This is a genomic window from Aminobacter sp. 01T433, assembly GCF_056398585.1.
On the sequence record NZ_JBFTPR010000002.1, the window covers coordinates 149,149 to 171,117 of the forward strand.

The 21,969-nt window shown below is 59.9% G+C and carries 18 protein-coding genes and 1 pseudogene; 10 read left to right on the forward strand and 9 right to left on the reverse strand.

The features are described 5' to 3' along the window. The first annotated feature begins 48 nt into the window (after positions 1-48). Positions 49-798, forward strand: coding sequence for a GntR family transcriptional regulator (locus AC1DLV_RS03655; RefSeq protein WP_476798213.1), 750 nt, complete (start codon positions 49-51; stop codon positions 796-798). Positions 799-1,146: 348 nt separating this feature from the next. Here AC1DLV_RS03655 and AC1DLV_RS03660 read toward each other — a convergent pair whose 3' ends face one another. Next, positions 1,147-2,097: a helix-turn-helix transcriptional regulator gene (locus AC1DLV_RS03660; protein ID WP_476798214.1), complete on the reverse strand. Its 951-nt coding sequence runs from the start codon at positions 2,095-2,097 to the stop codon at positions 1,147-1,149. Positions 2,098-2,550: 453 nt separating this feature from the next. Between AC1DLV_RS03660 and AC1DLV_RS03665 the strand changes: the two genes are divergently transcribed. The 4 genes from AC1DLV_RS03665 (at position 2,551) to AC1DLV_RS03680 (ending at position 7,707) form a co-directional block, all read left to right on the forward strand. Then, positions 2,551-4,743, forward strand: coding sequence for a TonB-dependent siderophore receptor (locus tag AC1DLV_RS03665; RefSeq protein ID WP_476798215.1), 2,193 nt, complete (start codon positions 2,551-2,553; stop codon positions 4,741-4,743). Between the two features lie 130 nt (positions 4,744-4,873). Then, positions 4,874-5,914 carry an ABC transporter substrate-binding protein gene (locus AC1DLV_RS03670; protein ID WP_476798216.1) on the forward strand — a complete coding sequence of 347 codons (1,041 nt, stop codon included), beginning with the start codon at positions 4,874-4,876 and terminating at the stop codon, positions 5,912-5,914. A gap of 48 nt (positions 5,915-5,962) precedes the next feature. Further along, positions 5,963-7,045: a DUF2218 domain-containing protein gene (locus AC1DLV_RS03675; protein ID WP_476798217.1), complete on the forward strand. Its 1,083-nt coding sequence runs from the start codon at positions 5,963-5,965 to the stop codon at positions 7,043-7,045. A gap of 212 nt (positions 7,046-7,257) precedes the next feature. After that, positions 7,258-7,707, forward strand: coding sequence for a Ros/MucR family transcriptional regulator (locus AC1DLV_RS03680; protein ID WP_476798218.1), 450 nt, complete (start codon positions 7,258-7,260; stop codon positions 7,705-7,707). Positions 7,708-7,877: 170 nt separating this feature from the next. Here AC1DLV_RS03680 and AC1DLV_RS03685 read toward each other — a convergent pair whose 3' ends face one another. The 8 genes and pseudogenes from AC1DLV_RS03685 to AC1DLV_RS03720 all read right to left on the reverse strand — a co-directional run bounded on the left by AC1DLV_RS03685 (position 7,878) and on the right by AC1DLV_RS03720 (position 15,967). Then, entirely contained in the window at positions 7,878-8,789 is a 912-nt protein-coding gene (locus AC1DLV_RS03685; RefSeq protein ID WP_476798219.1) for a LysR substrate-binding domain-containing protein, read from the reverse strand. A gap of 142 nt (positions 8,790-8,931) precedes the next feature. Then, positions 8,932-10,476: an ABC transporter ATP-binding protein gene (locus AC1DLV_RS03690; protein ID WP_476798220.1), complete on the reverse strand. Its 1,545-nt coding sequence runs from the start codon at positions 10,474-10,476 to the stop codon at positions 8,932-8,934. A 10-nt stretch (positions 10,477-10,486) separates the two neighbouring features. After that, positions 10,487-11,419 carry an ABC transporter permease gene (locus AC1DLV_RS03695; protein ID WP_476798221.1) on the reverse strand — a complete coding sequence of 311 codons (933 nt, stop codon included), beginning with the start codon at positions 11,417-11,419 and terminating at the stop codon, positions 10,487-10,489. Between the two features lie 7 nt (positions 11,420-11,426). Continuing rightward, positions 11,427-12,524, reverse strand: a complete 1,098-nt coding sequence (locus tag AC1DLV_RS03700; RefSeq protein WP_476798222.1) for an ABC transporter permease — start codon at positions 12,522-12,524, stop codon at positions 11,427-11,429. 76 nt (positions 12,525-12,600) lie between these two features. Then, positions 12,601-12,978 carry a BMP family lipoprotein gene (locus AC1DLV_RS03705; protein ID WP_476798223.1) on the reverse strand — a complete coding sequence of 126 codons (378 nt, stop codon included), beginning with the start codon at positions 12,976-12,978 and terminating at the stop codon, positions 12,601-12,603. 118 nt (positions 12,979-13,096) lie between these two features. Then, positions 13,097-13,594: pseudogene (locus tag AC1DLV_RS03710) on the reverse strand (BMP family ABC transporter substrate-binding protein); the annotation flags it as partial. Positions 13,595-13,630: 36 nt separating this feature from the next. Continuing rightward, positions 13,631-14,614, reverse strand: coding sequence for a BMP family protein (locus AC1DLV_RS03715; RefSeq protein ID WP_476798224.1), 984 nt, complete (start codon positions 14,612-14,614; stop codon positions 13,631-13,633). A gap of 54 nt (positions 14,615-14,668) precedes the next feature. Next, on the reverse strand, positions 14,669-15,967 hold the full coding sequence (locus AC1DLV_RS03720) for an amidohydrolase family protein (protein WP_476798225.1): 1,299 nt from the start codon (positions 15,965-15,967) through the stop codon (positions 14,669-14,671). 436 nt (positions 15,968-16,403) lie between these two features. Here AC1DLV_RS03720 and AC1DLV_RS03725 point away from each other — a divergent pair, with 436 nt between their 5' ends. From AC1DLV_RS03725 to AC1DLV_RS03745, 5 genes are read left to right on the forward strand one after another with little or no spacing between them, the layout of a single operon-like run. Then, the gene (locus tag AC1DLV_RS03725) at positions 16,404-17,186 is read left to right on the forward strand and encodes a GntR family transcriptional regulator (protein ID WP_476798226.1); all 783 of its coding nucleotides are present in this window, start codon (positions 16,404-16,406) and stop codon (positions 17,184-17,186) included. 54 nt (positions 17,187-17,240) lie between these two features. Beyond that, the gene (locus AC1DLV_RS03730) at positions 17,241-18,104 is read left to right on the forward strand and encodes an FAD binding domain-containing protein (protein ID WP_476798227.1); all 864 of its coding nucleotides are present in this window, start codon (positions 17,241-17,243) and stop codon (positions 18,102-18,104) included. Further along, entirely contained in the window at positions 18,101-18,586 is a 486-nt protein-coding gene (locus AC1DLV_RS03735; RefSeq protein ID WP_476798228.1) for a (2Fe-2S)-binding protein, read from the forward strand. The genes AC1DLV_RS03730 and AC1DLV_RS03735 overlap by 4 nt, the downstream gene beginning before the upstream one ends. After that, positions 18,583-20,901 (forward strand): xanthine dehydrogenase family protein molybdopterin-binding subunit, encoded by a 2,319-nt coding sequence (locus tag AC1DLV_RS03740; protein WP_476798229.1) that lies wholly within the window; start codon positions 18,583-18,585, stop codon positions 20,899-20,901. Before AC1DLV_RS03735 ends, AC1DLV_RS03740 begins: the two co-directional genes overlap by 4 nt. Then, complete coding sequence (locus AC1DLV_RS03745) at positions 20,901-21,911, forward strand: CobW family GTP-binding protein (RefSeq protein WP_476798230.1); 1,011 nt, start codon at positions 20,901-20,903, stop codon at positions 21,909-21,911. The genes AC1DLV_RS03740 and AC1DLV_RS03745 overlap by 1 nt, the downstream gene beginning before the upstream one ends. The last annotated feature ends 58 nt before the right edge of the window (positions 21,912-21,969 follow it).

Genomic DNA, 21,969 nt, shown 5'->3' on the forward strand with positions numbered 1-21,969 from the left:
CGGCGAGGTCTGGATGCAGGCCTCGCATCGCCCATTGGGATAGAGCTCGTGACCGATCCTGCGTTAGCTGATTCCGACGGATCTCTTGCCGACCGCGCATACCGTCTGATCCGGGACGATATTCTCAACGGCGCTTTTCGGCCCGGCGAGCCGCTGCGCCTTGCCGTGCTCCGGGACCGCTATGGGCTGAGTTTTTCGCCCCTTCGCGAGGCACTGACGCGCCTGAGCAGCGATCGGCTCACCGAGCTTGCATCGTTGCGCGGTTTTCGCGTCGCGGAAGTGTCGCTCGAGGAGATGTGGGATGTGATCGGCATTCGCATTCTGATCGAATCTGAGGCGCTGCGACGAGCCGTGAGGCTCGGCAACGACGACTGGGAAGCACAGGTGGTGGCCGCCTTCCATGCATTCAGCAAGGTCGTTGCCAGGCATGAGCCGGAGACGACAAAGGCACCAGGCGTTTTCGACCAGGCGCTGGAGGATCGGCACCAGGGCTTTCACCATGCGCTGATCTCGGCCTGCGGTTCAGCCGCGCTGCTCGAGATCGCTGCCCAACTCTATACCAGGACGGAGCGCTATCGCCGGCCGGTGCTGTCGAGCGAACTGCGGGCTGGACCAAGAAACATTGTGAAAGACCATTCCGCGCTGATGACCGCAGCCCTTCAGCGCGATGGCGAAGGCGCGGTTAAGCTGCTCGCCGAACATTATCGGCGCACCGGCGAGCTCATCGAGATGGGATTGAACGCAGCATCAAGGACGATCTCGGCCGGCAAGGTCGCCAAGCGCCACGCCACGAAATAAACTTTTTGCCAGCAAGCTACTTGAGAAATTGCATACGGCGTACCCAGTGATGCGCCGGTTCTAGGCTCTGGCCTATGGGATTTCGCAAACGAACTCGGAGCTCCCATGGCCGTCAACGATCTCGGCCTCAGCGGTTCGCGTCGCTCTAGCACACCCGGTTGATCCTGCCGTCATGGCGCGCCACAATCGACCATACTCGCGGCTGGGCTGGATAACTTCCGCTGAATATGCTGGCATATTCAACCGCACCCGGCGCTGCGCCGTTACCGAAAAGATTGCGACAGAACCGCTCAGTTTCGGGCTTGGACGTTGCTAGCCGACTGGTGATATCTTGGACAAGTCTACGTTCTAGCTTCGCACATCATGCGGCAAAGCCAGCGCCTCGCGAGGGGTAATGCCGAACTGCCGCCGGAATGCAGTGGCGAAGTTGGCCGGGTTTGAATAACCAGCAATGGCGCTGGCTTCCTGGACGGTAGTCTCGCCACCTTTCAATACTTGGAATGCGCGTTCGAGTCGGAGGCGGCGGACGTATTCGAAGACACTGTGACCTTCCGACAGGCGAAACAGGCGTTGCAAGCCGCTGGCGCTGATGCCGGATTCGCGCGCGATCAACTCGACGCTCAAAGGCGCGGTCAAACTTTCAGCGATCAGGTCCTTTGCACGCCTGAGACGGATGATTTCATGGCTGCGCAAGATTGAGCCCGGGACGCCCCGGCGATCAGTATGCATGACCGCTGAGATGGTTTCAGCTACGATCTCGACGGCGCGACCTTCAAGATAGAGATTTCGCAAAGCGGGCGAAAATGGCTGCGGTGTGACGATCTGGCGGACCAATTCGGCAACGCGCGGTGTAATCGTCCAGCGATGATCAGCGAGATTGTCCTTCAGCAACCTCATGGCCACGCGCTCGTCACCCATCTCTTCCATGCCATCGATGTTGAGCCACTCGGGCGTCGCCGAGACCACGAGGTGGCGCACATGCTGATGCCCCACCGATGCCCGTTCGAAGCTTTCGGCGCCAGAGCTCATGATGGCCGCGCCTTGAATGGCACCGCGCTGATCGCCCTTGAACTCGAAGCGGCGGTCGCCGATCTTGAGGTCGATCTTGCCATCGAGGAAGAAGATGCAGGACAGCTCCTCGCGCTGGCGCGAGGTCACTGTAAAGTCGCGCTCCTCGACAGCGTCGCTGACATGCAGGAACAGGCCGTGGCGTAGCTCCTGATGCAGGTACTCGCCATCGATGAGCGTGTCTTCCATCGATAGCCGGTCGTCTTGGCTGTCAAGGATAACGCCGTCCATTTGCATGAAATCGCTGACCCGGACACGCTTTCGGCCGCTCCGGGCTGCCAAGCCTTGGTCGCTTAAGCCCGACCTCATTGATGATGCCTTTCCAGCCCGTCAGGCATGTTTCCCCGGATATGCAGCAGCCAAGCCGCGCGATCATAGCGCTGGGGCGCAGTTTCGTTGGACCGCAAATGTTTCTGGTCGTCGCGCAAAGGTTCCTGCGTTGTCAGCCATGCCATGGTGCCCTAGTGAATAGGTTAACTTGATTACAATAGTCAAGTTTTTGAACTGGCGCATCGGAACCAAACCGATGAGCGGATTTGTGGTGAGGGCGCCTTGGCGCGTCCGGATGGGCGCCCGGCGTCTGGATAGGGGCGAAACGTGCGCGGTACGCAGATTGTACAAAACCATCCCGGGACAGATACACAGAGCCGGCGCGCCAGCCGTGCGCTGCTTTTGGCGTCCACGGTGCTGACCGTCGTCCTTGCCCTGCCTGCCCATGCCCAGCAGGCCAAAACCACAACGGCTGCTGCAGCAAAGGCAGCTAGTGGCAATGCGGTGGTGCTTGAAACAATCGAGGTGGGCACTGAAAGTCCTCGAGGGCCCGACACTGGTATCGTCGCCAAGCGTAGTGCAGCAGCATCCAAGACCAACACTCCGCTCATCGAAACGCCACAGGCCGTCAATGTGGTTACCCGCGACCAGATGGATGCCCAAGGCGTCAATTCCGTCGCCGAAGCACTGCGGTATACGCCGGGCGTCCTGCCCGACCCAAATGGCTACGATCTACGCTATGACTGGCTCTATATCAGGGGCTTCAACAACTATGGCACCATGTGGCTCGACGGCCTGGCTGTCGCCGGTGACCCGCTGAATTATGCCACGCCGAGCATCCATCCCTACGCGCTGGAGCGCGTCGAGGTCATCAAGGGACCGGCCTCCGTTCTCTACGGCCGCGCCGTACCGGGAGGGCTGGTCAACCAGGTCAGCAAACGCCCGCAGGCCGAGACCTATCGCGAGGCCTCGGTGGAGACCAGCGGATTCGGCGGCATACAAGGCGCGGTCGATATGACCGGCGCGCTGACTGAGGACGGGGACTGGCTCTACCGCTTCACCGGCCTTGCCAAGAACATGAACACGCAGATCGACATGGAGCGCGATCGCAAGATAATGCTGGCGCCGAGCCTGACGTGGAACCCTAGCGATGACACCTCGCTGACGCTCTATGCCTACTACCAGCGCGACCGCGACATCTTCAGCCCGCGTTTTTATCCGGCAGTGGGCACGCTGTTGCCAAACCCGGCCGGCCAGATCCCCCGGGAGGTGTTCCTCGGCGATACCAATGCCGAGGAATTCAACCGCGACTATGGCCACATCGGCTATGAGTTCTCGCGTAGCTTCGACGAAACCTGGACCCTCCGGCAAAACCTGCGTTACGGCTACTCGCAGCAGGATATGTTCCTGGCGCTGGTGAACCCGGCCTTCGCTTATTCGGGCACGCCGTCAAGCCAGCTCGACCGCGTCTCGGCCGTCTCCGACGACTGGACCTCAACCTTCGCAGTCGACAGTCAGGCCGAGGCCAGATTTCAGACCGGCCATTTCGCCCACACCGCCCTGTTCGGCATCGACTATGTGCGCGGCATCTCCGACACCAATTTCGGCAATACCGGCTGGGGCGTGAAAGTGCCTGGCATCGACTTCCTCAATCCGGTCTATGGGCTGCCAATCCCGATGGCACCGGTCACCGCCTCGGCCCATCAGAAGCAGAACCAGATAGGCCTGTATGCGCAGGATCAGGTTCACTACGGCAACTGGGTCGGCACGTTTGGCCTGCGCTACGATTTTTCCGACATTGAAACCACCAACCGCATCACCAATGCCGCGATGGTCGAGACCAGCGATGGCAAGCTGACCGGGCGCGCGGGCCTGACCTACCTGTTCGACAATGGCCTTGCGCCATATGTCAGCTATTCGACCGCCTTCCTGCCACTGCTCGGCAACGACAGGTTCGGCAATCCATTCGTCGCTCAGAACGCTGAGCAATACGAGATCGGCGTGAAGTACCAGCCAGTCGATGGGCGGGGCCTGATCTCGCTGTCACTGTTCGACTTGACGCTCGACAATGCGCTGACGCCCGACCCGATAGATATCAACCCGACGCGGCCGACACAGTTTGTGCAAACCAGCAAGCAGCGCGTGCGTGGTGTCGAGATCGAGGGCAAGTACGAACTGACATCGGAGTTCGAACTCCTGGCTTCTTATGCCTACTCCAACTCGGAAGTGCTGAGTTCAAACAATCCGGTGTCGGTGGGCCGCGAAATGCTGCGCCTTCCCGAGCACCAGGGCAGCTTCTGGGTCAACTATAGCCCGACCTATGCAGAGGGCCTGTCGCTCAGCGCCGGCGTACGAGCCACGTCGTCCTACCAAACCGACCCCACCTACCTAGAGAAGCTGCGCATCCCCGGCCGCGCGCTGGTCGATATCGGTGCCGAGTTCGATTTCGGAGCGTTGAAAAAGGAATTCGAAGGCACCAGGCTGCGTGTCAATGTCACCAACCTGTTTGACGAAACCTATGTTTCGCATTGCCTGAACATCACAGGCGGCAGCTGCAACTACGGCGCCGGGCGCGCCTTCACTGCGAACCTGAAAACTACGTGGTGAGGATTTGCCTGTTCCGCACCTGAACATATACAGCAACACGCTAGCAGGCCGAAAACGTTTCGGTCTGCTTGCCGTTCTCGGTTGCCTCACAGCCTGGCTTGCTGTGTCCCATGCCTATGCCGAGATCCTGATGCGGGATGCAACAGGCCGAGAGGTGCGCCTTGAGGCCCCAGCGACCCGTATCGTTACCAACGAACCGCTGCTGTTGTTGTCACTGGCGCTGATTGATCCCGATCCGGTTTCAAAACTCGCTGGCTGGGCAGCACCCCAGCGTTTTGACCTCGGCATGTATGCCGCCTTCCGCAACCGCTTCCCCGCCATAGACGAGATCCCGGTCGCAGGCGCCGTGGTACCGGTCAATGTGTCGGTCGAATCCATTCTGAGTGCCGACCCCGATCTGTTGGTGGTCAGTCTTTGGCAACCGGGCTGGGAAAGTGCGGTGCAACTGCTGGAGGCTGCCGGCGTGCCGGTGATCTTCCTCGACGGCCCAGAAAACGACGCTCGGGGCCCGGCTGAGGCAACAGGATTTTCGATGCGGCTTCTGGGTCAGGCGATAGGGCGGCAGGCCGAGGCCGACGCATTTTCCGATTTCGTCGCTCTACGCTACCAGCTGGTCGCTGAGCGGCTGAAGGGCGTGGTCGAACGCCCTGAAGTGCTGATCGATGCACATGCGGGCACGCTGTGTTGCGCCATTCCCGGCGACGACAACCGCATCACTGAAATGATGCGGCTTGCTGGCGGACACAGCATCGGCTCCGACTTGGTCCCCGGCTATGACGGCAAGGTTGACGCAGAGTATGTGCTTGGCATCGATCCGCGCGTCTATATCGGCACTGGCGGACCGCATCTTGCTGCACAAGGCGGCCTCGTGGTCGGCGGCGGGGTCGATGCCGCGACCGCGCACGCCTCACTGAAGTCAGTGACCGAGCGCAACTTCCTTGGAGAGCTGAATGCGGTGCGCGCGGGCCGCGCCTTCGGTATCTCGCATCAGCTCTCTATTTCGGCACTGTCGGTGCTGGCGTTTGAATGCTTCGCCAAATGGAGCCATCCCGAGCTTTTCTCCGATCTCGATCCTGAACAAACCCTGACCGAGATCAATCGCCGTTTCATGGCCGTGCCGCTTGAAGGCACGTTCTGGATCGGGATCGAAGACGAGACCGCCCGACCATAAGCCCTTGGACGCGGACTTGAAGGACAGCCGCAAATAGACGGAGTTTCGGTGAAGGAATTTGTTGCACACACCAGCATCGCGCTGGCCGATCCGGACGCAATGATTGCGGCTTTCTGCCAACATATGGTCGAGCATGGCGCCGAGGTGGAGACGGCCGGCGACGCCCACATCGTGCGCTTTGCCCAATCGCATGCCCGCTTTTGCAGCTTGGCCGACGCCCTTCGCGTCGATGCGACCGCTTGCAGCCTTGAAGAGCTCTATTTCCTTCGCCTTACTGTCGCCTCGCATGTTTTCGAGCTTGCCGAGAACGAGGCCCCTGCCATCGTCTGGACCGGCGACTGCAACGATTGCGAGCGGCCGCCGAATTTCCAGATCCTTGAAGTGCTGGCGATCCGTGACGTCACTCCTCATATGCGCCGCATCACATTTTCCGGCGAGGATGTCGGCCGCTTCGCCCAGATGAGCGCGCTGCATCTCAACATCCTTATCCAGCATCCTGGGCTTGCCGAGCCGCAATGGCCACACGTTGGCGCAAACGGACTTGTCAGGTGGGAAGACCCCGAGCGGCGTCCCTCCTTGCGCAAGTATACCGTGCGTGCTCTCGACCTTTTGGCTGGCACGCTCGCTATCGACTTCGTCCTGCATGCCGATGCCGGGCCGGGATCGGACTTTGCCAAGACAGCGCGCCCCGCCGACCGGATCGGCATATTCGGTCCCGGCGGCGGGGGACTGATCGAGGCAGACTGGTATCTCCTGGCCGGCGACGAAACAGCGCTTCCAGCGATATCGCGCATGGTTGAATACTTGCCCGAAACAGCGCGTGGTGTTGCGTTGATCGAGGTGCCCGATGCTCGCGAGATTCAGCATCTCGAGACCAATGCCGCAATCCCACTCCATTGGCTCTGCCGCAATGGGGCCGCGCCGGGTGCTCTGCTGGCTAAGTCGGTGCGCGAAGTGCGTCTCCCCACCGACGGCGCGAGCGTATTTGTCTGGGTCGGTTGCGAATTTGGCGCCTTTCGCGATATCCGCTCCTATCTGCGTAAGGAACGTGGACTATCCAAGCGTGAGCACCTCGTTGTTTCCTATTGGCGCCGCGGCACGAGCGAAGATCAAGCTGAAACGGAAACTTGACCGCTGTGGGCCGAAAATATTGAGCGGCGGGCGTAACTTAAGGGACGTTGTTGGAGAAGCGCATTAGGCTGCTCTTGCGTTTGCACAGCGATCTGGCGCCGCCTTGTAACAGCATCCTACCAAATCTGATTGTTAGACTACCAACGAGTCTCTTGTTTTGGAAGAATTCATCCTGTAGCAAAAGAAAGTGGATCTACGTAGCGGAGCACGTGATGACTGAAATTGCACTGGTGAATCAAAACGCACTTATCGAATTGACTGCAGACGTTGTCGCGTCATACGTCTCGAACAACCCAGTTCCCGCCGGTGAATTGCCAGGATTGATCAGCAGCATCCATGCATCGCTGTCTAATTTGACATCGCCTCAGCCCGTTCCAGCAGAAAAGCTGACGCCAGCGGTATCAATCAAGAAGTCGGTGACCGACGACTACATCATCTGCCTGGAAGATGGTAAGCAGTTCAAGTCGCTCAAGCGCCACCTTGGTGTCCACTACAACATGACGCCCGACGAATATCGCGCCAAATGGAACCTGCCGTCAGACTATCCTATGGTTGCGCCATCTTACGCTGCAACCCGCTCGGCGCTTGCCCTTGCGGCTGGCCTCGGTCGCAAGCCAGGTCAAGTTGTGAAGCCAGCCGCTAGGGCCCGGAAGGTCAAGTAACCCTGCCCTTCCCTGACGCGTTCAGCCGCTCCCACATTGGGAGCGCAGCTACGCGATGAACCGGATTTTCTGAGAGGCGACCTGGCTCGTTCCGTCAAAGTCCTGGAACCAACATGATTGCCGGAAGCCAAGCTCGGGCAATTGACGAATAACTTGACTGGCTCCGAGCGTCAGCGCGCAGCAGATCGGTTCTCGTGCCTCACGGCCTCTAACAAGAACTCCTTCATCTTGGCAGCGGCGGGCGACAGCATCGGCTGCCGGTGCTGAAGGATGGAAATGTCGCGGCTGATCACCGGACCGACCAACTCGATAATCCTGACATCGACGTTGGTTGTCAGCTGGCGCGAATTTTCCGGCAGCACGGCAACGCCTAGCCCCTCGGCGACCATGCTGATGGCAGTGGTGGAAAAACGCACCTCGTACTTCGTCTTCATCTCCGTGCCAGCCGCGATTAGCGCGCGGTCGACCAGGTCGCGAAGCGGATTGTCCTTGGCAAGGCCGATCAGCGCCTCTCCTGTCAGATCCGACCAATGCACCTTGCCCGTCCGCGCCAGCCGATGATCGGATCGGCAGATCAACATCAGCCTGTCGCGCATTAGCAGGCTAGTCTGGATTTCGGGATCGTCGCCGGAAATGGTGCCTATACCAAGATCAGCCTCGTTGCGCTTCAACGCCGGCCGCATCTCTTCTTCTGGCATGTCGCGTATCTGCACCGAAATGTCGGGGTATCGCTTGACGAACCGCGCGATGACAGGCGGTAACAGCGTGGCCGCAAGCACGATCGCTGCTGCAACTGTCACGCGGCCCCGCTGCAAGGCGGCAAGGTCGTGAATGTTGCCGACGGCAATCTCCAGATCCGTGATGACCTTTCGTGCCTGGGGCAGGAATTCCCGGCCCGCTGTCGTCAAGCTGACCATCCGGGTGTGCCGGTCAAACAGGCGGTGGTTCAATCCGACTTCTAGTTCCTTGATCAGAATGCTGATCGCCGATTGCGTCAGATTGAGCTCGCCTGCGGCCAGGTTGAAACGGCCGAGATCGGCCACTGCGATAAATGCCTGCAATTGCCGGAGTGTCACATTCACGCGCGGTCACCTAGCCTGCAAGCCCCGGTCATCGGGACTTCTGGCAGAAGAATAGACAACTACCGCAATTCTTATGCAATCGATCACAATGAGGCAAATTGTTTTGAAACATTCAACAACAAGACGACGACATGCGGCATGATCAATGGACGGCTTCGCTTGCAGCCGTCGCCTCGCTGACATTGCCGGCCATCAGCAGCCCTATTTCGTCGAGGCGACTGCGATCCGGCGGCAGCTCGCCAAGAATGCGGCCCTCGTAAATGACCAGAATCCGGTCGCAGATGGCGAAAAGCTCCTCCAGCTCGGTGGAGATCAGCAGGATCGCCTTGCCTGCCTCTCGCTGCTTCAGGACCTCCTGCATCACCAGTTCGGTCGCACCGATGTCGATGCCGCGCGTCAGCTGGTTGATAAGCAGGAAATCGAAGCGGCGCGCGAGTTCTCGCCCGACGACGAGCTTCTGCTGATTGCCGCCTGAGAGATTCTGGATCAGCTCGCCAGGATGAGAGGCCTTGACCTTGAAGCGCCGCATCAATTCTCGCGTCTGGCTGGTTACCTCGCTGAAGTCCAGCATGCCACGCGAACTGAACGGCGGCTTGTTGTAGCGCTGCAGGAGGACGTTTTCAGTCAGCGGCAGTGGCAGAACGATACCCATCTTGTGACGGTCCTCGGGTATGTGGGAAATGGGCAGCTGGTTGATGTCTTGTGACGTGAGACCACGCAGTTCCTGGCCGTTGAGGCGAACGCTGCCAGACGTGATGGGAAGAAGTCCCGTCAGCGCCAGAGCAAGTTCGCTCTGGCCGTTACCTGAGACGCCCGCGATGCCGACTATCTCGCTTTCGCGCACATCGAAGGACACGCCGCGCACGGCCGGCAAGCCGAGCTCGTTTTTGCAGTGCAGATCCTCGACCGACAATACAAGCCGGCCGGCAGAAAGCTTCGTTCGCGGCAGATCCATCAATACGTCGCGGCCGACCATCATGCGGGCGAGTTCGCGCGGATTGGTAGACGACGCCTTAGTGGTGAAGACGACCTTGGCATCGCGCATCACGCTGACCCGATCGCTGACCCGCATCACCTCGTCAAGCTTGTGCGAGATGAAGATCACCGTCTTGCCGTCGGCAACCAGATCGCGGAGCAGCTCGAGCAGCCTGTCCGTTTCCTGCGGCGTCAGCACCGCCGTCGGCTCGTCAAGGATGAGCAGATCGATGCCATGGAACAGCACCTTCAGGATCTCGACGCGCTGCTGCTGGCCGACCGAAAGATTTGCGACCAGGGCATCAGGTTGGACGTCGAGCCCATAGCGATCGCTGAGGGCGGTTATCCGCGCATTCACATCGCTCATGTCGTTGATAAGCTTGAGCGGCGAACCGTGGCCGAGCACGTAGTTTTCGGCAACTGTGAGATTGGGAACCAGCATGAAATGCTGGTGTACCATGCCGATGCGGTGCTTGATCGCCTCGCGCGGCGAGCCGAGCTTCAGCGGCTTGCCCTTGAAGATGATCTGGCCTTCGTTCGGCGAAAGCACGCCACACAGGATGCTCATCAAAACGCTCTTGCCAGCACCGTTTTCGCCAAGCAGCGCGTGGATTTCGTTTTCTTCGACGTCCAACGTCACCCCGGCACTGGCGACGATGTCACCAAAACGCTTGTGGATGTTTTCCATCAGAAGCAATGGCTTGCCGCTCATGTTGGTCTCCTCAAGCTTTCTTGTAGGGCACGCCGAGCATGCTCGGTGTGTCGACCTTGTTGCGCACCAGCATCAGGGCGATGATCGTCATCACATAAGGCAGCGCCTGGAACAGTTGGTAAGGCACCAGCAGCATAGGCTGCGCCTGGAGCTGGAGTTGGAGCGAGTAGAACAGGCCGAACAGCAACGAGACGAAGAAAGCGCCGATGGGCGACCAGCGCGCGAAGACAACGACCGCAAGCGCAATGAAACCACGACCCGAGGTGATGCCTTCGACGAACTGATTTGAGTGGCCGAGCGTCAGGAAAGCGCCTCCCAACGCGGCCAAAGAGCAACCGATCAGCACCGCACCATAACGATAGAGCGCAACGCTGCGCCCGGCGACGTCGACGGCCTTGGGATGCTCGCCGACCGCCCGCAGAGTGAGGCCAAACGACGTCTTGTAGAGCACGAACACCGCAAGGACTGTGACAAGGACGGTGCTGTAGACGAGCGCATTTTGGCGGAAGAACGCCTCGCCAAAGAACGGCAGGTCACTGAGCCAGGGGATATCGAGCGGCTTGGCGATCTCGACGCCCTTGCCCGTCGATACAAAATAGGCGCGAAACAGGAAGGCAGTCAGGCCAAGGCCGAGAAGATTGATCGCGGCGCCTACAACGATCTGATCGGCTTTGATGGTGATGGTGAAGAAGGCGAACAAAAGCCCAATCAGAATGCCGCCCCCGATTGCTGCGAGCAACCCAAGCGGGATGCTTCCCGTCGTGAAGGCCACCGCGAAGCCAGCAAAGGCACCGACCAGCATGACCCCTTCCAAGCCGATGTTGAGAACGCCGGCGCGTTCCGAAAAGACTTCGCCGATCGAGGCGAAGATCAGCGGCGTGGCGAGCCGCCAGGTTGCGCCCAGTGTGGTGGCAAGAAAGCTAAGAGTTGCAACATCTTCCATGTTTCACCTATTCGGATGGGCGAGCTGTTCGGAACCGGTAAACGCCGAAACCGACGACCGACAAGATGACGATGCCTTGGATCACCGAAACCAGCACCTGCGGCACCTGGGCTGTGATTTGCATCAATTCGGAGCCGGAGCGGAGCACGGCAAACAAGATGCCCGAAAAGATCGCGCCAATCGGGTTGTTGTTGGCAAGCAGGGCGACGGCAATTCCCTCAAAGCCATAGCCAGGCGAAATGTTCTGGTAGAGGCGGTGGGTGACGCCGGCGATCTCGAAGGCTCCGGCTAGGCCGGCCATGGCACCGCTGATGCAAATCGCCAGCATGATGTTTCTCGGCACGCTCATACCGGCATACCGCGCCGCATGTGGGCTGATGCCGACCACCCGCACGGCATAGCCGGAACTGCTGCGGAACAGGAAGATGTAGACAGCGACAGCCAGTGCCAGCGCGATAAGAATCCCGATATGCAGCCTTGTCGGCGGCAGGATGCGCGGTATCCACGCCTCCTTCAACAGCTTGGCCGACTGCGGATAGGCGGCAGCCGCGTCCCTCAGCGGCCCGGTGACGAGATAGCTTGTGGTGATGATGGCGATATAGTTGAGCATGATCGTGGTAACGATCTCGCTTGCCCGGAAGTAGATCTTGAGCAGGCCGGCAATCGCCGCCCATGCAGCCCCGGCGAGAGCGCCGGCGACGATCACGAGCGGTATATAAAGCCAGGACGTTAGCCCACCGAAATTGACCCCGACGGCCGTTGCAGCCACCGCGCCGGCATAGAATTGGCCCTCGGCGCCGATGTTCCAAATGCTGCAGCGGAAAGCTACGCATAGGCCAACACCGATCAGGATTAGCGGTGTCGCCTTGATCAGGATTTCGGCGACCGAGCGGGTGTCCTGAAATACGCCAAACAGCATGACTGTGAAAACGTCCCAGCCGTGGAAGCCATTGAGGCCCAGCAGAACCGCACCACACGCCAGGGCGACCAGCACGGCTGCGGCCGGCAGGGCGATTGCCTTCAAGATACGAGACAGGATGCGTCTGGCGCCTTTGAAATGATCCGCAGCGACCGCCACAGGCTGCCCGCTTTCGATATTTGCCATGAATTCCATCGCTTTCAGAACGGGAAAGGACCGGGCGGCCGTTTGCAATGACCGCCGCCCGGTGAAGAATTGCGGCCTACTTCTGACGAGTCACTATCTCGCCGGTGACGATCTTCGCCTTGACCTCGTCGACATATTTTCGGACGTCAGCCGGGACGGTGCCGCTGGCATCGTCGTTGTAGCTGAACTTCATGACGTCGGAATCCTTCAGGCCGAACACGATGTTGGCCTTGGGCTCGAAGCTGCCGGCCTTCACCTCGGAGACGATGCGGACGATGCCCTGTCCGTAGTCAGCCAGATAGGTGCCTAGAATGTTCTTCGGGGCGACCTCGGTGTAGTCGGAATAGACGCTGAATGTCCGTACGTCTGGACCCGCCTCGCGTGCGGCCTGGATAACGCCCAGCCCGGCTGCGTTGGCATTTGGCACCACCAGCGTGACGCCCTGGGCGAACATGCTGAGTGCGGCCTCCTTCGCTGCCGTCGCATCGGTGAAGGTATTGAGGTAGACCAGGCACGGAAAAGTTCGGATCGACGCTTTTTGCGCCGTTGACGAAGCCTTCGAAGGACTGCTTGATCGGTGGAATCTCCATCCCGCCGATAAGACCGGCCGACTTGCCCGTCTTCGCCGCGATCACACCCATCAGATAAAAGGGTTCGCTGGAATCGGTGTTGAGACCGATGACATTGCCCTCGTGAATGTAACTCGACGAAATCAGGAAGGTCGTGTCCGGAAACTCGGGGGCGACATTCAGTGCAGCATCCTGAAACTGGAAGCCGTGGTCAAGCACCACGTCATAGCCCTGGGCGGCGTAGTTGCGGAACGCACTTTCGAAGGCCGTGGGATTGTCGTGCAGTTCGACATAGCTGACGTCAGCACCCAGCTCTTTTTCGACACGCTTGAGCGCGTCGTAAGCAATGCGGTTCCAGCCCTCTTCCGCAACGCTGCCGGGCACCAGAAGCCCCATCTTGAATGCGTCCTGGGCGAAAGCCTGGCTAGCCGCCAGGCCCCCGACCAGAGCAGCCACGCCTGCCAGGCAGTTCCGTCTTGTGATCTGCATGATGCCCTCCATTTCTGCTTCATCATGAGTTCAGGGCGAGGCTGGTGCTTATTTCGACCGGGTTTTGATATCCCCTGACGCGATTTTGGCCTTCACCTCCTCGACATATTTGCGAACCTCTTCCGAGACAGGCGTTCCGGCCGCGTCGTTGTAGGAAAACTTCATCACGTCAGTGTCCTTCAGGCCGAAATCGACATTCGTTGTGGGCTTGTTGCCATTCTTGATGTCGCCGACGATACGGACCACGCCACTTGCATAATCGGCAACGTAGAGGCCGAGGATATTCTTCGGCGCGACCTCGGTGAAATCACTGAAGATACTGAAAGTCTTCACGTCGCCGCCGGACTCCGCCACGGCCTGGTAACCGCCTACCGTCGCGCCGGAGGCGTTCGGCACCACGAAGTCAGCACCCTGGGCGATCATGCTGAGGCTGGCTTCCTTGGTCGCGGTCGTGTCGGTAAAGTTGCCGATATAGACCTCGCTGATCGGGAAATCGGGCGAAACACTCCTTGCGCCGTTCGTGAAGCCTTCAAAGGCTTCCTTGATCGGCGGTATCTCCATGCCCCCGATGAGCCCGGCCTTTTTCCCGGTTTTCGCTGCGATCACGCCCATCAGATAGAAAGGCTGGCTGGTGTCGGTGTTCAGGCCAATGACGTTGCCCTCGGCGACATAGCTCGACGAGACCAGAAAGACGGTGTCTGGGTATTCAGGTGCTACGGCAAGTGCCGCATCCTGCAGTTCGAAACCGTGGCCGAGGATGACATTGTAGCCCTGGCTGGCAAAGTCACGGAACGCCTTTTCAAAGGATGCCGGGTTCTGCGCCAGCTCGACATAGCTGACCTGTGCTCCGAGTTCCTTTTCAACGCCCTTGAGCGCGTTGTAGCCGATGCGGTTCCAGCCCTCTTCGGACACGCTGCCCGGGACCAGAAGCCCCATCTTGAACGGCTTGTCCTGAGCGGCGGCTGGACCAAAGGCCAAGGCCGCAGCCACTGCCGTCATTCCCGCCAAATAAATCCTTCTCGTGATCATCATGATGCTCCTCCCTTGTTTTTGTCATCATGCCTTCCCGACAATTTTGCTCGCCGGTCAGCTTTTCTCCACCATCGCGCGGACCTCCGCACATGGCAGCTCGGCTCCTCCCAGAACCGGCTTCCCTTTGGCCAGGACCTGCATCCGGTCCGGCCCTGACCCCACCAGCGCACCGGCATCGTCGCAGTCACTGACGACGAGATCGGCCCAGGCGCCCTCGCGGACCCCGTAGTCGCTGCCCAAGGCCATCAGTCTGGCCGGGATGTTGGTGATCATCTCGTAAACTGTCGCAAGTTCGTCACCACGCAGATGGCCGGCCAGAAGTGTCCAGCGCGCGATCTCGAGCATGTCGCCCGACCCAGTCGGCACGAATGGATCCTGGATGTTGTCGGACGCGGTCGCTATCGGAACGCCCGAGCGCACCAACTCTGCGACCCGCGTCAAACCGCGCGGCGGCAGCGGATCATGGCTGCGCCCCTGGAGATAGAGGTTGGCAGCGGGCAAGGTCACGACACCGATCTGCAGTCCGAGCATCTGGTCGCGGATGCGTTCGAACTCGTTGCGCGGCAGCGCACTCAACACCGATGCGTGGCCAAGAACGGTTCTGCCCTGCATGCCGTATTTGCGAACCCGCTCAAACACCGCGTCAAACAGCGGCCGCTCGGGATTGAGGTGTTCGTCCAGGTGCAGGTCGACCGGCTTGCCATGGCGCACCGCAGCCTCGAACAGCAGGTCCAGGTAACGCAGGGGATCTTCCGCCACCGCCGGCGTGCCTCCAACGGCATCGGCCAATGCGACCGCCGCGTCGACGTTTTTGGCCAGCCAATCGAGATCCTGGTTGGGATGGGGGGTCATGAAGGCGACGAGTTGCAGCGTCAGACGGTCGGCCCACTCCGTACGAAGTTGCGCCAGGGCCTCGATGCCGTTGAAGCCGGCATCCTTGTCGACGTTTATATGGCTGCGAATTGCTGTCGTGCCGCGCGCCAGGCAGCGTGTCATCGTCCGCGAGGCACGCTTGGTTACGTCTTCAGGCGGCGCGGTACGCGCATATTTTGCAAAGGCATCGCGGGCACCTTGCAACGTGCCCGAGGGATTGGGCGTGAATTTCAAGACGCCGGTCTTGTCGAGATGCTGATGGACGTCGACGAAACCCGGCGACACCAAGGTGCCGGAGATGTCGACCTGGTCGGTCTCAGCGCCGACTTCCAGCCGGTCACCAATTCTAACGATGCGGCCTTGTTCGGAGACCAGAATGTCAACCGGGCGACCTGCGTCTCTAGCGCCGGCAATACGTCCGCCACGTAGTACATATGGACGGCTGTCCTCGTTGATACGCGCCCAGGAAAGTGTACGCATCCACCAACTCCATGCTGTCCGATCGTCCGTCACGATCAAACCTACGAACGTCCAATTGATTAAACAATTTCATTATCAATATAAATTGTTATGGATTTTTTATCAGTCGACACGGGGGCGTTCTACGGCATGTAGAGCGCGGCGGACAATTCGCATATTCCCTTTAATTCCGAAGATCCTTTGAATTCTGATTCTGATATTGCACGCCAACGTTCATCGGATATAAATTCAAATTGTTAGAAAAATCACATCTGCGCCACCACTAGCTCGAATTTCAATTTACATCATACCACATTTCTGAATTTCACAATTGTAGAATCAGCAAATAACACTATGTGCCGTAAGGTGTTATCTTGCATGTATTACAAAGCATGATTTTGTTGACAATCAATATTCCAAGAATAGATTGTTAACAATTGATCCTTGGAGTCCGAAAATGGCCGTATCCCCCTTCCTTCCAGTGACCAACAGTGCTCGCCCGACGGCCGGGGCAGCGATGAGCGGCCCGGAGGCGGAGCAGCGGGTCGTCGAGGTCATCGTCGAGGCAGTTCTCAGCCACCGGATCGCCCCGGGCGCGCGGCTGATCGAGCGTGAACTTGGCATCGCCTCCGGCGCCAGCAGGTCGGCGATCCGCAACGGCCTCGTGCGCCTAGCCCATGCCGGCCTGGTGGAACTCAGCCCCAACAAGGGTGCAACGATTGCGATGTGCTCACCCGACGAAGCCCGCCAGATTTTCGACGCGCGTGTCGTCATCGAAGTATCGACGGTCAAGACATTGGCCGAAAACATCACTGAGGACGCTCTCGCGCGGCTGCGCGCCTTCGTCGACGAGGAGCGTCAAGCCTACGGTGCCAACAGGATCGAAGACGGCCGGCATCTGTCACGGCGTTTCCACGTGATGCTCGCCGAACTCGCCGGCAACGATGTCCTCACCGGGGTCATACGCGACCTGATCAACCGGCAGCCGCTACTGTCCTGGTCGAGGCCCGACACCAAGCAGCGCTTCTGCGGCAACCACGCTCACGCCGAGATCGTCGAGGCGATTGCCATGGGCAACGGCGAAGAAGCGGCTCGGTTGAACACCGCCCATCTGCGCGCGCTGGAAAGCGAGCTCGGCGCCGACCGGGAGGCGGCGATGCAGCAAATCCATCAAGACAACGGGGCCGGTGAGAGAACCGGCCCAACTGGCAGCGAGGGCGCCAGACTGGATTTCGATTGACCCCAATCGCGGTTGGCGAGGGGGAAAATCGGCCGACACAAGGGAGGAAATTGAATGAAACGCTTCGACTACCACGAGCCGGCGAGCCTTGCGGAGGCAAGCGCGCTGCTAGCGCAACTCGGCAAGGACGCCAGCATCATCGCTGGCGGCACCGACCTCCTCGTCGAGCTCAAGGAGAACCTTCGCACTGCCCTGCATGTGGTGAACATAAAGAAGATTCCCGACCTCAGGGATTTCTGCTTAGACCCACAGGCGGGCTTGCGCTTCGGTGCCCTGGTCAGCGTCCGCGAGATCGAAACCTCGCCCGTCGTCATCCAGAACTATCCTAACCTGGCAAAGGCTGTGAGCCTGCTTGGTTCGGTCCAGGTCCGCAACAGGGCAACCGTGGTCGGCAACATCTGCCGGGCTTCGCCCTCTGCCGACACCATCCCACCACTCATTGCCGACGGCGCAAGCCTTACGGTCTTCAACACGACTGGCGAGCGCAGCATCCTTCTGGAAGAGTTCTTTACCGGCCCTGGACGAACGGTGCTTGTCCCAGGCGATATAGTGACCGGGATAACCGTGCCTGCACCGCAGGCTACCAGCGGAAAGGCCTACATCAAGCATGGTCGTCGCAAGGCGATGGAACTCGCAACCGTGAGCGTTGCCGTCAGCCTCGAACATGACGGCGACAGATGTTCGGATATCCGCATCGCGCTCGGCGCCGTAGCCCCGACTGCCATCCGGGCGCGAAAGACCGAAGCGCTGTTGCGCGGGCGTACAATCGACGATGCGCTGCTCGCCGAGGCAGCCGAAAGCGCAATGCTCGAATCCACCCCTATCGGCAATGTGCGGGCAAGCGCTGCCTACCGCCACGACATGGTCGGCGTGCTGACGCGCCGAGCGATCGGCTACGCCATGGGAGGCATTCAATGAACCAGCTGGTATCGATGATCATCAACGGAGAGGCGCAGGAACTCGCTATTGCGCCCAACATCACGCTGCTCGATGCGCTGCGCAATGAGGGCGGACTGACCGGCACCAAGAAGGGCTGTGACGTTGGCGACTGCGGCGCCTGCACGATTGTCATGGATGGCAAGCCGGTCAACGCCTGCCTGATCCTCGGGGTCGAGGCTGAAGGCTCAACGATTGATACCATCGAGGGCCTGCAGCTGGCCTATGACCGCCCTCATCTCCTGCAGGAGAAATTCATGGAGTTCGGCGGCGCTCAATGCGGCTTCTGCACGCCCGGCATCATCATGATGGCCAAGGCCCTGCTCGACGAAAACCCCAACCCGAACGAGGACGAGATCCGCTTCGCCATCGCCGGAAACATCTGCCGCTGCACCGGCTACACAAAGATCATCGACGCCATCAAGGCCACCGCCGACGAGTTGAGAAAGGCGAAGACGCTATGAATTCTCACGAACGCATCATTCCCGACAATGGCACGCGCGACTTCTCCGTTGTCGGCAAGAGCGTCAAGCGCTCCGACACGCTGGAAAAGGTCACGGGTACGGCGCGATACGCCGGCGACGTAGCATTGCCAGGCATGCTGCACGCCAAGATGAAGCGCAGCAACATTGCCCATGCCAGGATCAAGAGCATCGATACCAGCAAGGCGCTGGCGCTGAAGGGCGTGAAGGCGGTGCTCACCCACCAGAACGTGCCACACGTTCTGCACTCGGGTTCGCCACACCCGCGCTCGGCCTCGGTGACGAAGGACCAGTACATACTGGAAGACAAGGTTCGCTACTGGGGCGAAGGCGTCGCCGCCGTGGTCGCAATCTCCGAAGAGATCGCCGAGCGCGCCGTCGAGCTAATTGAAGTCGAGTACGAGCCGCTACCGACGGCCTTCACCATCGAAGACGCAATGAAGACAGGCGCGCCCGCAATCCACGACAATGGGCTGGACAACAACAATGTCCTGCCGACGGTGACAGTCAATCGCGGCGACGTCGACAAGGGCTTCGCCGAGGCCGACCTGATCCTCGAGCGAGAGTATGATCTCGGTCGGCCAACGCCGGCCTATATGGAGCCCAACGTCTGCGTCAGCCAGTGGGACGGCAACGGCAAGCTGACTATGTGGACCTCAACCCAGAGTGCGTTCATGGTGCGCGGCACGCTGGCAGAGGTTCTCGGCGTACCACTCAACAAGGTTCGCGTGCTGGTCGAGCATATGGGCGGCGGTTTCGGCGCCAAACAGGACCTGTTCCAGCACGAGTTCCTCTGCGCGCTGCTCGCCAAGGAAACCGGCCGACCGGTGCGCATGGAATTCACGCGCAAGGAAACGTTTCTTGGCGGCCGTTCGCGCCATCCCGGCAAGATCCGGCTGAAGCAGGGCTTCACCAAGGACGGCCGCATCGTTGCGCGTGAGGCCAAGATCACCTTCAATTCGGGCGCCTATGGCTCGCACGGTCCGGGTGTAACCAATGTCGGCACAGCGGCTTTGACCTCGCTCTACCGTTGCGAAAACATCCGCCTCGAAGGCCGCTGCATTTACACCAACACGCCGATTGCTGGGGCGTTTCGTGGCTATGGCGTGGTGCAGACTTACTACGCCCTAGACCTGATGATTGACGAGGCGGCGGAAAAGCTCGGCTTCGATCCAGCCGAATTCAAGTTGATGAATGCGGTACGCGAAGGCGACATCGCCCCATCGGGCCATCCCATCGTCGGACATGGGCTCGAGGACTGCATCCGCCGTGTCATGGAAGAAACCGACTGGAGCAATCTGCGCAAGCGCAGCAAGTCGACGGGCGTCAAGCGGCGTGGCTTTGGCATCGGCTGCGAGATGCACGGCTCGAGCGCCTATCCCGGCATCAAGGAGCAGGGCAATGCCATCGTCAAGATGAACGAGGACGGCACTGTGACGCTCATAACCGGTACTGCCGGCCTCGGCACGGGCGCGCACACGGCGCTGTCGCAAATCGTTGCCGAAGAACTCGGCGTGCCGTTCGAGACTGTCTCTGTCGTCCAGGGCGACACCGATATCGTCCCTTGGGACATCGGCGCCTTCGCCAGCCACACGACCTATATGGGCGGACGGGCGGCGCAGATGGCGGCAGCGGAGGTGCGCGACCAGATCCTCAATCACGCTGCTCCGCTACTTGAAACAACGCCGGCCGAATTGACGATCCGCGACGGTATCATCGTGTCGACGAGCGGCTCGAACCGCAGCGTCAGCCTGGCGGAAGCCGTCGGGCCGCGGCGCGGCATGCCTGCCATCCAGCTGGTTGGCGTCGGAACCTACATGCCGACGAAGTCTTATTCCTTCGGCGCGCATTTTACCGAAGTGGATGTCGACACCGAGACCGGCGAAGTCACCGTCCTCCAGGTCGTTCCGGTGCATGAAATCGGCAAGGTCATCCACCCCATTGCGGCCGCCGGCCAGATCGAAGGCGGTATCCAGCAAGGCATCGGGCACACGCTGAGCGAGGACTATGTCATTGACCTCACCAACGGCCGCTCGCTCAACCCGAGCTTCGTCGACTACAAGATGCCCCTGTCGATGGACATGCCCCCTATCCGCACCATCATCTTGGAAACGGCGCCGGATCCAGGTGGTCCCTACGGCGCCAAGGGCATTGGCGAAGATCCCATCATCGCGATTGGACCGGCCATCGCCAACGCTATCTACGACGCCATCGGCGTCCGCTTCCGCCACTACCCGATAACGCCCGAGCAGGTGCTGAACGCACTCAAGGCAAAAAACAGCGAAACGAGGCAGTGATGCAGACCAACCAAATCCACGACGGCAAGATCCCGGTCACGATCCTCACAGGCTTCCTGGGGGCGGGCAAAACCACCCTGCTGAACCACATTCTCACCGAACGACACGGCCACCGCATCGCCGTGATCGAAAATGAGTTCGGTGAAGTCGATGTCGACTCCGATCTGGTGCTCGCTTCGGAGGAGGAGATCTACCAGATGCAGAACGGCTGCATCTGCTGCTTCGTCGACGTGCGCAACGACCTCATCCAAATCCTGCAGAAGCTGCTCGCGCGCAAGGACAAGTTCGACCACATCCTGGTCGAGACCAGCGGCCTTGCTGATCCAACGCCGGTCGCTACCGCCTTTTTCGTTGATCAGGAGATCGGCAAGCATGTGAAGCTCGATGGCATCGTCACGCTCGTGGATGCCAAGCATATCGGTCAACATGTTAATGATCCGATCCTTGATGGGCGCAGCAATCAGGCAGTGGATCAGATCGTCGCCGCCGATCGTATCGTCATCAACAAGATCGACCTCGTCTCCGTGGATGACATCGAGACGCTCGAACGCAACATGGGCAAACTCAACCAGACCGCTGAGATTGTGCGTTCAAGCTACGGAAAGGTGGAGCTTTCGAATATCCTGGGCATCAGCGGTTTTGCGCCGTCTTACCTCGCGGAACGCGCCCAGTTGCTCAATCTGGATCATCATCACCACCACGATCACACGCATGATGCAACGGTCAGCTCTGAGTCCTTCGTGTTCGACGAGCCGTTCGACCACGATCGCCTGACGGAATTCCTGTCTGATCTCCTGGAAGCCCGAGGCGACGATATTTTCCGGACCAAGGGCATTCTCGAAATCAAGGGCGATCAACGTTTCTTCGTTCTTCAGGCAGTGCACAAGCTGATTGATTTTCGGCCCGACCATGTCTGGGGCAAGGACAAGGCTTACAGCAAGCTGGTGTTCATCGGCCGCAAACTGAACCGCGCGGAACTCGAAGCGGGTTTGCGCACCTGCCTCGCCTGACCAGCGTCGGCGATCCCTGCGAGGCTGGCTCATGCCAGCCTCGTTTTCTTTTGTGCGG